Here is a 14,952-nt window from a genome sequence, read left to right as displayed (position 1 = left end):
CGCTGCGGACGGCTCGACGCTAGTCCTGCTCGATACGGTTGCGCCCGCCGCGTTTGGCGCGGTAGAGCGCCTGGTCGGCGCGTTCGAAGACCTTCTCGCTGCTCTCGCCCTTGCCGAAGGCGGTGAGTCCGGAGGACAGGGTGATGGTCACCCGCTCGCCACGGAAGTGGAACGGGCAGCTCTCGATGGCGCTGCGCAGGGTCTCCAGCAGTTGGTGGCCGCCTTCCAGCGGCGTGGTGGGCACCAGCAGGACGAACTCCTCGCCGCCGAAACGGGCGAGGAAGTCGGTCTTGCGCAGGCGCTTGGCCAGCTCGGTGGCGATGATCTTCAGCACCTTGTCGCCGGCCAGGTGGCCATAGTCGTCGTTGATCCGCTTGAAGTGATCAATGTCCAGGATCGCCAGCAATAGATCACCGCCGTAGCGCTGCCAGCGAGCCATCTCCAGCTCCAGGCGCTCACTCCAGGCCGCGCGGTTGGGCAGGCCGGTGAGCGGGTCGGTCAGGGCTTTCTGCCGCTGTTCCTCGATGTGATCGCGGAACTCCTGCGCCTCCTGCTCCATGTCGGCGACTTTCTGCACCAGGCTCTGCAGGCGTTCGGTGACCAGCTCTTCGCGGCCATCGCGCTGGCGCTGGTGTTCGCTGACGGTGCTGAGCAGGCCATCGAGCCGCGCTTCCAGCGCGCGCTTGAGGTCATCCAGGTCAGATGCATCCAGCACGCTGGCCTGCAAGCCGCTGACCTGGTCACGTAGCTCCTGATTGAAGCTGCGCGCGCTTTCGACCGATTCGCTGTAGCCCTCGTGGGCCTCGGTGAGGGTGCCGAGGAACGCCGCCAGGCGCTCGTTGAGCTGCTTGAGATAACCAGCGAACTCGCGCTGGCCGCTGTCGCTGACCGCCAGCACCAGCACAGCCAGGTCATCGAGCACCGGAACCAGCTCGTACCAGTTCAGGCCGCCCTGCAGGCGCTCGCGCAATGCCTCGCCCTGGGGCTGGTGGCGCGGCGGCAGATCGAGCTCATCCAGCAGCTTCTGCAGGCTCTGCGCGACATGCGGCGCCACGGCGCTGTAACCGGGCTCGGGGCGATCCGGCAGGGCGAATTCGGGATTGCCCTCGCCAGTGAAGATGCGCGCATCCAGAGGCAGGCTGTCGAGGGTCGGTGAAGTTCGCGGCGGCGCGCCACCCTCGATCAGGCTGACCGGGCTCGGCACGACAGCAGGCTGCACCAGCGGCGCAACCGCGGCGGCTTCAACCAATTCGGCACCCGCGGCCTGGGCCACCGGCGGCGCTGCTGGAGCTAGCGATTCGGCATTGGCCGCCGGTTCGTTGCTGATCGCCGGGGCATCGGCACCTGCGGGCGCAGTAGCAGCGGGAGCTGCCTCACCACTGGCGTCCTCATCGCGACCGCCAAACAGGCGCTGCAGCAAACCGGGGCGGGCCGCTTCACCGTCGCCACTGCTGCTGATCACCACCAGGGCCTTTTCCTGCAGGCTGCTCAGCTCGGCCAGCAGGGCCGGAATTTCGCGGGACTGGCTGGCACGTTCCTCGATGCGCTTGGCGAACTGCTTGAGCGGTTTGCGCACTTCGCGCGGCAGGTCCAGCGCCAGCAACTGGCTGGTCAGGCCGGTCAGGCCGGCGACGTTCTGCTCGACGCGCTGCTGCCTGCGTTGCTCGGAGTCGAGCACGGCTTTTTCCAGGCGCGGAATCAGCGCGGCGAGGCCACGGTCCATCTGGTCGCCGCGGATGATGTCGCGCAATTCCTGCATGCACTGGTCGACCGCCTTGTCGGCACCTTCCGCCGCCAGCGAGCTACGCACCAGGCCACGGCGCAGCAGGTCGAGACGCTCGTTCCAGCGCTCTTCCAGCACCTCCTGCTGCTCCAGGCTCTCCAGGTATTTGGCTTTCCAGCGCTGGGCATCATCGGTCATGGTGGCGATCCAGTGGCAGGCACGTTGAGCATAGGTGGTGGATAACCGCCCAAGGCTACCGGCAGGCGGATATCCACCGCTACCGGCAGATGATCGGAAATCGGCTGGCTGAGCACGGCGACCCGTTCCAGGGCCAGGCCGGGGCTGAGCAGGATGTGGTCCAGGCAGCGCTGCGGGCGCCAGCTGGGGAACGTTGCCTCGATCTGCGGCGCGAGCAGGCCCAGGTCACGCAGCGGCGAATGCTGCAGCAGATCGACGGCATGGGTGTTCATGTCGCCCATGAGAATCTGATGGCGATAACCGCCGATCAACTCCCGGATGTAGGCGAGCTGGCGAGTACGGGTACGGGCGCCGAGGGCCAGGTGCATCATCACCACGACCAACGCGTCCGGCCCTTCGCCAAAACGCAGCAGGATCGCCCCACGTCCAGGCGGGCCCGGCAGTGGATGGTCTTCCAGCTGGCTCGGCTGCAGGCGGCTGAGCACGCCATTGCTGTGCTGCGCCAGGCGGCCAAGGTTGCGGTTGAGCTGCTGGTACCAGTAGGGGAAGGCGCCGAGTTGGGCGAGGTGCTCGACCTGGTTGACGTAGCCGGAGCGCAGGCTGCCGCCGTCGACTTCCTGCAGGGCGACCAGGTCATAGTCGCCAAGCAGGCTGCCGATGCGTTGCAGGTTGCCACCCCGCCCGGCATTGGGCAGCAAATGCTGCCAACTGCGGGTCAGGTAGTGGCGATAGCCGGCGGTATTGATACCAACCTGGATGTTGAAGCTGAGCAGGCGCAGGAGCCCGCTGCTAGGTAAAGCGCCGGATTCCGGGCAACGGTGGTTGACCTGCGTATCCCGCAGGCCTGCCGAACGCCCGGAACTCCAGCGCCGCAACATGCCGGGCCTGGGCTCAGCGCGCTGCGCGCTCTTTGGCGATCAGCTGGTTGGCAACATCCAGGGTCTGCTCGGGACCACCGGAACTGCGCACGTCGAAACGGTACTTGCCGTTGACGATCAGCGTCGGCACGCCAGAGATCTGGTAGGCCACGGCGAGTTTCTTGGCTTTCTCCATCTGGCCTTTGACGGCGAAGGAGTGGAAGGTGCTGAGGAACTTGTCCTTGTCGACGCCCAGGGTGGCAACGAAGTCGGCCATCTCTTCAGCGGTCGCCAGCTTCTTGCCTTCCTTGTGGATGGCATCGAATACGGCCTTGTGCACCTGACGCTCTACGCCCATGGATTCGAGGGTGATGAACAGCTGCCCGTGAATATCCCAAACGCCGCCGAACATGGCTGGAATACGCACGAAATGGACGTCTTCCGGCAGCTTGTCGATCCACGGATTGAGGGTTGGCTCGAACTGGTAGCAGTGCGGGCAGCCGTACCAGAACAGCTCGACCACTTCGATCTTGCCGGGCTCGGAGACCGGCACCGGGCTGCTCAGCTCGACATACTGGTTGCCCGCCTCGATGGTTTCGGCCTGGGCGCTGAGGCCGAACAGGCTGAGGGTGGCGAGGGCGGCGCTGAAAATCAGGTTACGCATGCAGGACTCCTTGGCAATGGGACCGCGAGGGGCGGGCGGCTGTTCGACCCGTGGCCCGCCGGCGGGTTCCGGCATTGTAGCGAGGACTCGTCCTTTATGCGCCACCTTCGCTGCGCAGTAGCGGCGGCAATTGTTCAGCAAGTTTGTCGTTGTTCAGCGGCGCGCGGATAAAGCCGCGCTGGGTGCCATCCGGGCCGAGGATGACCAGGTTGCCGCTGTGGTCGACGGTGTAGTTTTCCTTGCTGGTGTCGGCCGGAATGTAGGGGATGCTCACCGCGCTGGCCAGGGTCTGGATATCCGCCTGGGCACCGGTCAGGCCGACAAAACTGGCATCGAAGTAACCCAGGTATTGCTTGAGTTTCTGCGGGGTGTCGCGATTCGGGTCGACGCTGACCAGCACCATGCGTACCCGTCCCTGCACATCGGCCGGCAGCATGCCCTTGAGCTGGCGCAGCTGGGCCAGGGTGGTCGGGCAGATGTCCGGGCAGAAGGTGTAGCCGAAGAACAGCAGGCTCCATTGCTCCTTGAGTTGATCCAGCACCACCGGCTGGCCATCCTGATTGGTCAGGCTCAGGTCGGGCAGGCTGCGGGCCTGCGGCAACAGGACGATGCCGGCATCCAGTTGGGCCACCTTGTCGGTGCCGTCACCGTGGCCATTGAGGACCTTGTGCACAGTCAGGCCAAGCACCAGGGCAACGGCGCCAACCAGGATGAAAACGGTTTTCTGGGTTCGGTTCATAGGCTCAGTAGTAGGTAGTGATCGGCCAGCAGGGCGATGAAGAGAAGGAACAGGTACCAGATACTGTACTTGAAGGTGTTGATCGCCGCGTGCGGTTTGCTGTCACGGTAAAGCACCCAGGCCCAGTGCAGGAAGCGCCCGCCCAGCACGACGGCAGCCGCCAGGTAGAGCGGGCCGCTCATGTGAATGGCGTAGGGCAACAGGGTCACGGCGAACATCGCCACGGTGTACAGCAGGATATGCACCTTGGTGTAGTGCTCGCCGTGGGTCACCGGCAGCATGGGGATGTCGGCCTTGGCGTATTCCTCCTTGCGGTGAATCGCCAGGGCCCAGAAATGCGGCGGAGTCCAGGCAAAGATGATCAGCACCAGCAGCAGCGGTTCGGCGCTGACATGCCCGGTGACAGCGACCCAACCCAGTAGTGGCGGCGCCGCACCGGCCAGACCGCCGATGACGATGTTCTGCGGCGTCGCGCGCTTGAGGAAGCCGGTATAGATCACTGCATAACCGAGCAGCGAGGCCAGGGTCAGCCAGGCGGCCAGTTCGTTGGTGAAGGTCAGCAGCAGCGCCATCCCCGTCACCGCCAGCAGCAGGGCAAAACCCAGTGCCGCTACGGGCGATAGCCGCCCGGCGGTAACCGGGCGCTTGTGGGTACGCGCCATGATCGAGTCGATGCGCCGGTCGACCACATGGTTGACCGCTGCCGCCGCTCCGGCACACAGGCCGATGCCGAGGTTGCCGAACACCAGCACCTGCCAGGCCACCCCCGCGCGAGTGGCGAGGAACATGCCGACCAGCGAGGTGATCAGCATCAGCACCACCACGCGCGGCTTGGTCAGTTCCAGGTAATCGCGCCAGCTGGCGTGTTCCTGGTGGGCTTGCAGCAGAGTAGCCATGAGGGTCTCTCCTTGGTTGTTGTTATTTGCCGGCCTGGGCCAGGCCGGCAGGAGCGAGCGCTGCTCGCGAATCTTCGGCGACACGTGATGGTGCAACCGCGCGCAGGCGGTAGTTGATCAGTACCAGCGTCAGCAGCAAGGCCGCGCCACCACCGTTGTGGGCGACCGCCACGGCCAGCGGCAGGTGCAGCAACACATTGCTCACGCCCAGGCTGATTTGCAGCACCAGCGCCAGCAGCAACAGGCCAGCCAGCTTGCCCTGAGCCGCCGCGCGCAGGCGCCAGGCCAGCAACAGCAGGAGCACCGTGACCAGCACCGCGCCGAGGCGGTGGGTCAGGTGAATGGCCGTACGGGCATCACTGTCCAACTGGCCGCCGAGGTAGTTGGGGCCGATGTGCTGGGTCAGGTGAAAGCCGTTGGCGAAGTCCGTGGTCGGCCACCATTGCCCGTGGCAGGTCGGCAGATCGACGCAGGCCACCGCCGCGTAGTTGGAGCTGACCCAGCCGCCCAAGGCGACCTGTCCGACCACCGCCGCCAGGGCCAGCCCTGCCAGCCAGCGCAGACTCGCGGGGATCGCCGGGAGCACCGCAAAGCGCCCGGACAGACGCAGGCTCAACAGGAACAACAGCGCCAAGGTAGTGAAGCCGCCCAGCAGGTGTGCCGTCACCACCTGCGGCCAGAGTTGCAGGGTCACCGTCCACATGCCGAAGGCGGCCTGGGCAATCACCACGCCCAGCAGCAGCAGGGGCAACTTCAGCGGACGCTGCGCCTCGTTGCGCCGGCGCAGGGCCTGCACAGCCATAGCCAGGATCAACAGGCCCAGGCCGCCGGCAAAGTAGCGGTGGATCATCTCGTTCCAGCCCTTTTGCGCTTCCACCGGGGCATGCGGGAAGTTGGCTTCGGCGTGGGCCAATTGCGCCTCGCTTTGCGGCACGCTGATAAAGCCGTAGCAGCCCGGCCAGTCCGGGCAGCCGAGCCCGGCGTGGGTCAACCGGGTGTAGGCACCGAGCAGCACCACGACCACCGCCAGCAAGGTGGCCAGGACAGCCAGACGAAAACCAGGGCGGGCATTGCGTTCAGTCATCAGGGGCCTCGTTCTTGTGGTTATGGGCGACCGATCAGCCGATCTGCGACAGCTTGAGCAGCAACCTCAGGTCTTCGAGGATTGCCTTGCCTTTGATCGTGTCGTCGTAGCGCAACACCAGGTTGCCGTGGGGGTCGACAATCCACAGTTGGGCACCCTGAGCGCCCGACTTGCCGTAGGTCACCGCATCCAGCTGGAAGCGTCCCAGCTGCGGGTATTCCTGCTCCAGCAGCGCCTCGTACTCGCCCGGCAAGGGCTGGGAGACAGCCAGGCCATGGCTGGCGCGCGATGCTTCGCGGTTGAGGCCGATATGGATCTGCCGCGCGCTGTACACCAGCTGCCGACACGCTTCGGCGCAACCGGCTGGCGCGGTGACCAGCAACAGCCATTGGCCCTGGCTTGTACCGGTGACCCCGATATCGGCCAGTTGCTGGCCGTCACCCAGCAGCACGCCGTGGTAGTTGCGCCCATCCGGCACCCAGAAACGCCACTGGTACATGGCCGTGGCGAGAATCATCGGGCCGATCGTCAGCAATAGCAGCAGGATCAGCGACCAGCGACCACGACCTCGCGCCGGAGGGGCGTCAGAGCTGGGGATGGCTGGATTCATGGCTGGACTCATGGTTTTTCTCCCGCGCGGTATGCAAACCGAGATAGATGTAGAGGCACAGCAGTGCAGCGGCCAAGGCGAACCACTGCACCGCATAGCCGGTATGTTGTTCCGGGGCCATGCTCACCACCGGCCAGTCGATACGCAGGCTGGCCGGGCCCGGCTCGAGGCGTACTTCCTGCGCCATGCCGCCACGGCCGAGTTGTTGCCACAGCGCCTGCGCATCGACCCGGTTGATCAGCCGTGGCCAGTCGCCGCTTTGCGCATCCTGCTGCAACTGGAAGGTGGCGCCCGGCGGCACGTAGACCTGCGCGACCAGCTGCAGGGGCTCTGCCGGGGTGGTGAAGGAGACGGGGATACGCCGGTCCGGCCAGGGCATCCAGCCGCGATTGACCAGCAGCCACAAGCCACTGGCCTGGTCATAGAAGGGTTGCAGCAATTCGACGCCGGCCTGGCCGGCCCGCGTGCGGTTGTCGAGCAGCAGGCTGTGGCGCTCGTCGAACTGGCCATGCAGGCGCACGCGGATATGGGCGATATCGGCACGCTGCTCCAGTTCGTTCAAGCCGATGGGAGTGGCCGCGCGACGAATCTCGTCGCTGGCCAGCAGCGCACGCTTTTCCTCGGCCCGTGCCAGCTGCCAGACGCCCAGGCTGATCAGCAGTGGCAGCAGCAAGGCCACCAGCACGCTGGGCAGAACTCCCGGGCGAAAGGTCTTCATCGTTGCCTGCCGAAAGCCACAACCTGGCTGGCTATACTGATACGGCACCCCATTTCCCATCCCCCGGAGTCACGCATGCTCAAAGCCGCGATCGTCCTCTTGCTGCTGGCCACGCTGGTCAGTCTGTTCAGCGGCCTGTTCTTCCTGGTCAGGGATGAGGGCCGTGGTTCACGCGTGGTCAATTCGTTGAGTGTTCGGGTAAGCCTGACCGCCCTCACCGTGGCGTTGATCGCCTGGGGCTTCTACAGCGGTCAGCTGGCCAGTCACGTCACCTGGTAAAGCCTCACAGCACGTAGACGAAGATAAACAGCCCCAGCCAGACCACATCGACGAAGTGCCAGTACCAGCTGGCCGCCTCGAAGCCGAAGTGCTTGTCGCCGCTGAAGTGCCCCTTCATCACCCGCACCAGCATCACCGTGAGGATCAGCGCCCCCATCGTCACATGCGCGCCGTGGAAGCCGGTGAGCATGAAGAACGTCGCGCCGTAGATCCCCGAGCCCAGGGTCAGCCCCAGGTGGTGATACGCCTCGTAGTATTCGTAGGCCTGCAGGATCAGGAAGCAGATACCCAGCAATACGGTCAGTGCCAGCCAGAATTTCAACGGGCCACGGTGATCCTTCTTCAGCGCGTGGTGAGCGAAGGTCACGGTGAAGCTGGAGGTCACTAGCAGGATGGTGTTGATCAGCGGCAGGTGCCACGGGCTGATCACGTCCTTCGGACCCGGGAACAGTTTGGGGTCCGGCGTGTTCAGCAGCGGCCAGCTGTACTGGAAGTTCGGCCAGAGCATGTTGGCCACACCCTTATCGCCTTCGCCCCCCAGCCAGGGCCCGGCCCAGGTACGCACGTAGAACAGCGCCCCGAAGAAGGCGACGAAGAACATCACCTCGGAGAAGATGAACCAGCTCATGCCCCAGCGGAACGAGCGGTCCATCTGCGGGCTGTACAGGCCCTCGCGGCTCTCCTTGATCACCGCGCCGAACCAGCCGAACAGCATGTAGGCGAGGAACAGGCCGCCGATGAAGAACAGCAGCGGGCCGTGGGAGTCCGGGCGGTCAGCCTTGATATCGTTGAACCAGGTGCCCAGGCCATAGACCGTGATGAGCATGCCGGCGGTGGCAATGATCGGCCACTTGCTCTGGGCGGGAACGTAGTAGTTCTCATGACTCGACATTCTTATTCTCCTTATGGAGTCGCCTGCGCGACGGGCGGTTTACGCGCAGTGATATCGAACAGGGTGTAGGCCAGCGTCAGGTGCTTCACGTCGGCGGGCAAATCGCGGTCGACGATGAAGCGCACTGGCATTTCGATGCGCTCACCCGGCTGCAGAACCTGCTGGGTGAAGCAGAAGCACTCGGTCTTGTGAAAGTAGGCGGCTGCCTTGGACGGCGCGACGCTGGGAATGGCCTGGGCAGTCATCGGGTGATCGGTGGGGTTGTAGGCAACGAACAGCATCTCGTTGCTGGCCCCCGGGTACACCACCAGATCATCCGCCTTGGGGCCGAACTCCCAGACCATGTCCGCAGAGTTGGTGGCGAGGAACTGCACGCGCACCTGGCGCGCCTCGTCCACCACCTGCGTGCCCTGGTACGGCTTGGCCGTCTTGCCATTGATGCCAAACGCCTGGCACATCGCGTCATAGAACGGCGGCAAGACGAACACGCCAAAGCAGAACATCACCACCACGACCACCAGCAAGCGGGTGACCAGGCGACGGTTGGCCAGGGCTTCGCTCACGGCGCGGCTCCTACTTCACTTCCGGCGGTGTGCTGAAGGTGTGGTACGGCGCCGGCGAAGGCACTGTCCACTCCAGCCCTTCGGCCCCGTCCCACGGTTTGTCCCCGGCCGGCTTGCCGCCACGGATGCACTTGATGACGATGAACAGGAAGAACAACTGTGTGGCGCCGAAGGTGAACGCGCCGATCGACGAGATCATGTTGAAGTCGGCGAACTGCAGGTTGTAATCCGGAATCCGCCGCGGCATGCCGGCCAGGCCGACAAAGTGCATCGGGAAGAACGCCATGTTCATGCCGATGAAACTCAGCCAAAAGTGCAGCTTGCCGAGGGTCTCGTCGTACATGTGGCCGGTCCATTTCGGCAGCCAGTAGTAGGCCGAGGCGAAGATGCCGAAGATCGCGCCGGGCACCAGCACGTAGTGGAAGTGCGCCACCACGAAGTAAGTGTCGTGGTACTGGAAGTCCGCCGGAGCGATGGCCAGCATCAGCCCGGAGAAACCGCCGATGGTAAACAGGATGACGAAGGCCACGGCGAACAGCATCGGTGTTTCGAAGGTCATCGAGCCCTGCCACATGGTGCTGGCCCAGTTGAACACCTTCACCCCGGTGGGCACGGCGATCAGCATGGTGGCGTACATGAAGAACAGCTCACCGGTCAGCGGGATGCCGACGGTGAACATGTGGTGCGCCCAGACGATGAACGACAGGAAGGCGATCGACGCGGTGGCGTAGACCATCGAGGTGTAGCCAAACAACGGCTTGCGCGCGAAGGCCGGGATGATCGCGCTGACCGCACCGAAGGCGGGCAGGATCATGATGTACACCTCGGGGTGGCCGAAGAACCAGAACACGTGTTGGAACAGCACCGGGTCGCCACCACCAGCCGCACTGAAGAAGCTGGTACCGAAGTGGATGTCCATCAGCATCATGGTCACGCAGCCGGCCAGCACCGGCATCACCGCGATCAGCAGAAAGGCGGTGATCAGCCAGGTCCAGACGAACAGCGGCATCTTCATCAGGGTCATGCCGGGCGCGCGCAAGTTGAGGATGGTGGCGACCACGTTGATCGCGCCCATGATCGAACTGATACCCATCAGGTGCACGGCAAAGATGAAGAAGGTCACCGACTCCGGCGCGTAGGTGGTCGACAGCGGCGCGTAGAACGTCCAGCCGAAGTTCGGCCCGCCGCCTTCGCTGAACAGCGTGCTGACCAGCATGCCGAAGGCCGCCGGAAGCAGCCAGAAGCTGAAGTTGTTCATGCGCGGCAGAGCCATGTCTGGCGCGCCGACCATTAGCGGGATCATCCAGTTGGCGAGGCCGACGAACGCCGGCATCACCGCACCGAAGACCATGATCAGGCCGTGCATGGTGGTCATCTGGTTGAAGAACTCCGGCTGCACGATCTGCAGGCCGGGCTGGAACAGTTCGGCACGAATCACCATCGCCATCGAACCGCCGAGGAGGAACATGGCGAAGCTAAACCACAGGTACATGGTGCCGATGTCTTTGTGGTTGGTGGTCAGCACCCAGCGCATCAGGCCCTTGGCCGGCCCATGGTGGTGGTCATGCCCGGCATGACCATGCGAATCGATCACTGCACTCATGTCCTTACTCCTGAGCCTGTTTGAGGGCGAGCACGTCTTTCGGGGTGACCATGTCGCCCATGTTGTTACCCCAGGCGTTGCGCTCGTAGGTGATGACCGCGGCGATATCCACTTCCGACAATTGCTTGCCGAAGGCGGCCATGGAGGTGCCTGGCTTGCCATGGAAAACGATATCCAGGTGGCCCTCTTTCGGCCCGGTGGCGATCTTCGAGCCCTTGAGTGCCGGGAACATCGGCGGCAGGCCCTGGCCCTCAGCCTGGTGACAGGCGACGCAGGTGGTGTGGTAGACCTTGTCGCCACGCGCGACCAGCTCTTCGCGGGTCCATTCCTTCTCGGTCAGTTCCTTGAGCTTGGCCGTTTCCTCCTTGCGCTCGGCCAGCCACTTGGCGAAGTCTTCCTTGGACTTGGCCTCGACCACGATCGGCATGAAGCCGTGGTCCTTGCCGCACAGCTCGGCGCACTGGCCACGGAAGATTCCGGGCTTCTCGATACGGGTCCAGGATTCGTTGACGAAGCCGGGGATGGCGTCTTTCTTCACCGCCAGGGCCGGCACCCACCAGGCATGGATCACATCCGCCGAGGTAATCAGGAAGCGCACCTTGGCGCCGACCGGCACCACCAGAGGCTGGTCGACCTCCAACAGGTAGTGCTCGTCCTTCTTGGCCTGGTTGTGGATCTGTTCCTGGGGCGTGGACAGGTTGCTGAAGAACTCAACATCCTGGCCCAGGTATTTGTAGTGCCACTTCCACTGGTAGCCGGTGACCTGGATATCCAAATCAGACTCGGAGGTGTCGTAGATATCGATCAGCGTCTTGGTCGCCGGTACCGCCATCACCACCAGAATCACGAACGGCACGATGGTCCAGAGGATCTCCACCGTGGTGCTTTCATGGAAGTGGGCCGGCTGCTGGCCGGTGGAGCGGCGGTGGATCAGCATCGACCAGAACATGGCGCCGAATACCAGCACGCCGATCACGACGCAGATCCAGAAAATGGTCATGTGCAGATCGAAAACGGTGCGGCTGACCTCGGTGACCCCGGGTGTCATGTTCACCGTCCAGGCGGCTTGCGCCGAGCTGAATGCCAGCCACAGCAGTAGGCCCACCCAGACTCGTGGATGTCGCATCATTGCGGGTTCCCCTCGTTGTTCTTGTTATCCCGCCGGCTAAGCCTGCGGCAAAGGGATCGACTGCCAAAACGGCTGGCTACATCTGTCGAAACCTCTCCGTGCCGAAGCCCGTCCGGTTCCATCAGGTTCACGCCTTGCGAGTTCGATTATAGACAGCGAGCGCGTCTGCACAACGCAACTGGAAAAATAGCGGACGCTTTTGCCCTCCTCTCTGTAGCCCTAGAGAGGCGCGGCATGCAGCGCAGACACCTGCGCTTGTTATAGCGACCGTGCATAAACATTAAAAAATTATGACAATCGGTTCTTAAACCTCGTTTTCGGGCAGCTAATGTCAATGCTCGTTTGAGTCATGTCCTTGTCATAGGAGCCGTCATGAATACCCCTGCCTTGCGCGAGCTAATCCAGAAAGCCCTCGGCCATGAAGCCAGCACCGGTCATCTGGCCCACCAGCTGGAAGGTCAGTTGGCGCGCCTGCACCCAACGATCCAGTTGCCCGCCAATGATGCCCAGGGCGTGCTGGAGCGCTTTGTCGCTGCCTATATCGAGCAGGTGCCGGACGTGCTGGATGCGGCCCACGCCGTGGCCCGCGATGCCGGGATCGAGGCTCAGGTGAAGCCGGTGCTGAAGTTGGCCGAGCAGTTCTTCCTCAGCCCGCCAGCGCTGCTGGAAGGGCATCAGGGCCTGGACGCCCTGCTCGACGAGTCGTACCTGGCCCATCGCCTGGTCGAGGAGGTCAACGACCGCTATATCGCCCACCTTGGCCAGCCGCTGATCCCGCTGGATACCACGGTGGCCAACCTGATCGCCCACCAGCTGATCGGCGAGCCGTTCGCCAACCAGCTGGATGAGGCCGTGCACCACGCGGTCGATGGCATGCTCAGTGAAGACGTGTTCCAGCAAAGCTCGGTGCAGGAGTACCGCGCACGCCTATCCAGCCCGCAGACGCTGGCGGCCTGGCAGAACTGGCCATGCCTGTCGCGCCAGCTGGGTGTGGAGTTGGGCCTGCCGGCCTGAACCACGGTCAGATGCAACAAGGCCCGCGATTGCGGGCCTTGTTGTTTCACAGCGGCTGGTAGCGCGCCTTGGGCGTGGCCATCGGCACCACGTCGCCGTCCAGGGGCAGGAAGCGCCCGCTCTCGGCGTCGTAGGCACGGATCGCACTGGTCTCGATGTCGTAGACCCAGCCGTGGATGAACAGCTGACCATTGGCCACCCTCGCCGCCACCGAGGGGTGGGTGCACAGGTGATTGAGCTGGGCCACCACGTTCTCCTCGGTGAGGACGCTCAGGGTGTCATCGCCACCGCAACCGCAGTTCTCCTCGACCACCCTGAGCGCCACTTCGCTATGGCGCAGCCAGGCCTTCACCGTCGGCATGCGTTCCAGGGTCTCAGGGGCCAGCACCGCCTTCATCGCGCCACAGTCCGAGTGGCCACAGACGATGATATGCTGCACGCCCAGGGCCAGCACCGCGTACTCGATGGCGGTGGATACGCCGCCCATCATCTGCCCGTAGGCGGGCACCACGTTGCCGACGTTGCGGGTGACGAACAGGTCGCCCGGCGCGCTCTGGGTGATCAGCTCGGGGACGATGCGCGAGTCGGCGCAGGTGATGAACATGGCCCGCGGGTTCTGCGCGCTGGCCAGCGCCTTGAACAGCTCTTCCTGCTGCGGGAAGACCTCGTTGCGGAAGCGCTTGAAGCCTCCGACTATGGCGTTCAGCGCTTCGTCGGCGCTCTCTGGCGCAGTACGCGCCTGCAGGGGAATGGCGTTGTGCTTGTAGGGCATTGCGTCTACCTCATGCTGAACCGTTGCGCTGGGGCGAATTATCGACCCGCCATGCGGACAGTTGCCAGCCTTGAAGAGTCACAAATTACAGCAGGGCCATTTGCCGGCCAGGCGGGGCGAACTGGCTGCAATCGAGGTTGAAGCCCTCGCGGTGATTGAGGCCCAAACGCTTGCGCGCCAGGGCGAAGCGCTGCGCCAGCAGGTCGGCGAAGATGCCCTCACCACGCATGCGCGTGCCGAACTGGCTGTCGTAGTTGCGGCCGCCGCGGGACTGGCGGATCAGGCTCATCACATGGGCGGCACGCTCGGGAAAGTGCGCCTGCAGCCATTCCTCGAACAGCTCGGCGATCTCCAGCGGCAAGCGCAGCAGTACATAGCCGGCGGAGCGCGCGCCGGCATCGCGCGCCGCTTCGAGCAGCGCTTCCAGCTCCATGTCATTGATCATCGGGATGATCGGCGCGGTGATCACGCTGACCGGCACACGGTGCTCACCCAGCGTGCGCATGGCCCGCAGCCGGGCGGAGGGCGAAGCGGTGCGCGGCTCCATGATGCGTTTCAGTTCGTCATCCAGGGTGGTCAGGCTGAACGCCACGCTGACCAGATTGCGGCTGGCCAGCTCCTCGAGCAGGTCGAGGTCACGCAGGATCAGCGAGCTCTTGGTGATGATGGTCACCGGGTGACGAAAACGCAGGAGGATTTCCAGCGCGCGGCGGGTCAGCTGGTATTCACGCTCGATGGGCTGGTAGCCATCGGTGTTGATGCCCAGCGCAATCGGTCGCGGCACATAGCCCGGTTTGCCCAGCTCCTCTTCCAGGCGATCAGCCAGGTTGGTCTTGGCGATCAGCTTGGTTTCGAAATCGATGCCCGGCGACAGGTCCCAGTAGGCATGGCTGGGGCGAGCGAAGCAGTAGATGCAGCCGTGCTCGCAGCCGCGATAGGGGTTCACCGAGCGGTCGAAGCCGACATCCGGCGACTGGTTGCGACTGATCACCGTCTTCGCCTGCTCGCGGCGTACCTCGGTGGCCAGGCTCGGCGGCGTTTCGTCCTGGAACCAGCCATCGTCCTCGACCTGCGAGCGAGTCGGGGCAAAGCGGTTGTGCGGATTGCTGGCGGTACCACGACCGCGGGGCGGAATGATCGACATGGCGGGGCACTCAAATACTGTATATAAACACAGTATAACGAGTCATCCACAGCCACAAGCCGGCGCT

16 protein-coding genes are annotated in these 14,952 nt (G+C 64.1%); 2 read left to right on the top strand and 14 right to left on the bottom strand.

From position 1 onward, the window contains the following. Positions 1–19 precede the first annotated feature (19 nt). The 8 genes from H3H51_RS05000 to H3H51_RS04965 form a co-directional block, all read right to left on the bottom strand. Positions 20–1,921, bottom strand: a complete 1,902-nt coding sequence (locus H3H51_RS05000; protein WP_183087899.1) for a GGDEF domain-containing protein — start codon at positions 1,919–1,921, stop codon at positions 20–22. Next, on the bottom strand, positions 1,918–2,796 hold the full coding sequence (locus H3H51_RS04995) for an endonuclease/exonuclease/phosphatase family protein (RefSeq protein WP_407926464.1): 879 nt from the start codon (positions 2,794–2,796) through the stop codon (positions 1,918–1,920). Before H3H51_RS04995 ends, H3H51_RS05000 begins: the two co-directional genes overlap by 4 nt. Before the next feature lie 16 nt (positions 2,797–2,812). Next, on the bottom strand, positions 2,813–3,442 hold the full coding sequence (locus H3H51_RS04990; RefSeq protein ID WP_183087897.1) for a thiol:disulfide interchange protein DsbA/DsbL: 630 nt from the start codon (positions 3,440–3,442) through the stop codon (positions 2,813–2,815). Between the two features lie 94 nt (positions 3,443–3,536). Beyond that, on the bottom strand, positions 3,537–4,181 hold the full coding sequence (locus H3H51_RS04985; protein WP_183087896.1) for an SCO family protein: 645 nt from the start codon (positions 4,179–4,181) through the stop codon (positions 3,537–3,539). Then, positions 4,178–5,077, bottom strand: coding sequence for a heme o synthase (gene cyoE / locus H3H51_RS04980; RefSeq protein ID WP_183087895.1), 900 nt, complete (start codon positions 5,075–5,077; stop codon positions 4,178–4,180). Before cyoE ends, H3H51_RS04985 begins: the two co-directional genes overlap by 4 nt. A gap of 22 nt (positions 5,078–5,099) precedes the next feature. Beyond that, positions 5,100–6,161, bottom strand: a complete 1,062-nt coding sequence (locus H3H51_RS04975; RefSeq protein WP_183087894.1) for a COX15/CtaA family protein — start codon at positions 6,159–6,161, stop codon at positions 5,100–5,102. Positions 6,162–6,195: 34 nt separating this feature from the next. Next, positions 6,196–6,771, bottom strand: coding sequence for a hypothetical protein (locus H3H51_RS04970; RefSeq protein WP_183088039.1), 576 nt, complete (start codon positions 6,769–6,771; stop codon positions 6,196–6,198). After that, positions 6,746–7,489: an SURF1 family protein gene (locus H3H51_RS04965; protein ID WP_183087893.1), complete on the bottom strand. Its 744-nt coding sequence runs from the start codon at positions 7,487–7,489 to the stop codon at positions 6,746–6,748. Before H3H51_RS04965 ends, H3H51_RS04970 begins: the two co-directional genes overlap by 26 nt. A gap of 75 nt (positions 7,490–7,564) precedes the next feature. Between H3H51_RS04965 and H3H51_RS04960 the strand changes: the two genes are divergently transcribed. After that, on the top strand, positions 7,565–7,768 hold the full coding sequence (locus H3H51_RS04960) for a twin transmembrane helix small protein (protein WP_183087892.1): 204 nt from the start codon (positions 7,565–7,567) through the stop codon (positions 7,766–7,768). 4 nt (positions 7,769–7,772) lie between these two features. Here H3H51_RS04960 and H3H51_RS04955 read toward each other — a convergent pair whose 3' ends face one another. From H3H51_RS04955 to coxB, 4 genes are read right to left on the bottom strand one after another with little or no spacing between them, the layout of a single operon-like run. After that, positions 7,773–8,660: a cytochrome c oxidase subunit 3 gene (locus tag H3H51_RS04955; RefSeq protein ID WP_183087891.1), complete on the bottom strand. Its 888-nt coding sequence runs from the start codon at positions 8,658–8,660 to the stop codon at positions 7,773–7,775. Between the two features lie 11 nt (positions 8,661–8,671). Then, positions 8,672–9,223, bottom strand: coding sequence for a cytochrome c oxidase assembly protein (locus tag H3H51_RS04950; RefSeq protein WP_183087890.1), 552 nt, complete (start codon positions 9,221–9,223; stop codon positions 8,672–8,674). A gap of 10 nt (positions 9,224–9,233) precedes the next feature. Next, positions 9,234–10,826 (bottom strand): cytochrome c oxidase subunit I, encoded by a 1,593-nt coding sequence (gene ctaD, locus H3H51_RS04945; protein ID WP_183087889.1) that lies wholly within the window; start codon positions 10,824–10,826, stop codon positions 9,234–9,236. A 4-nt stretch (positions 10,827–10,830) separates the two neighbouring features. After that, complete coding sequence (gene coxB, locus H3H51_RS04940) at positions 10,831–11,955, bottom strand: cytochrome c oxidase subunit II (RefSeq protein WP_183087888.1); 1,125 nt, start codon at positions 11,953–11,955, stop codon at positions 10,831–10,833. A gap of 372 nt (positions 11,956–12,327) precedes the next feature. Between coxB and H3H51_RS04935 the strand changes: the two genes are divergently transcribed. Continuing rightward, positions 12,328–12,969 (top strand): hypothetical protein, encoded by a 642-nt coding sequence (locus tag H3H51_RS04935; RefSeq protein WP_183087887.1) that lies wholly within the window; start codon positions 12,328–12,330, stop codon positions 12,967–12,969. 46 nt (positions 12,970–13,015) lie between these two features. Here H3H51_RS04935 and H3H51_RS04930 read toward each other — a convergent pair whose 3' ends face one another. Beyond that, positions 13,016–13,741, bottom strand: a complete 726-nt coding sequence (locus H3H51_RS04930; protein ID WP_183087886.1) for a carbonic anhydrase — start codon at positions 13,739–13,741, stop codon at positions 13,016–13,018. 85 nt (positions 13,742–13,826) lie between these two features. Next, a complete protein-coding gene (locus tag H3H51_RS04925) occupies positions 13,827–14,885 on the bottom strand; it encodes a PA0069 family radical SAM protein (RefSeq protein ID WP_183087885.1) in 1,059 nt (352 codons plus the stop codon). Positions 14,886–14,952: the final 67 nt, after the last annotated feature.

It is taken from the genome of Aquipseudomonas ullengensis (genome assembly GCF_014174475.1).
Lineage (GTDB): Bacteria > Pseudomonadota > Gammaproteobacteria > Pseudomonadales > Pseudomonadaceae > Aquipseudomonas > Aquipseudomonas ullengensis.
Note: the sequence above shows the minus strand (reverse complement) of the source record. Positions and strands in the feature narration are given on the sequence as shown.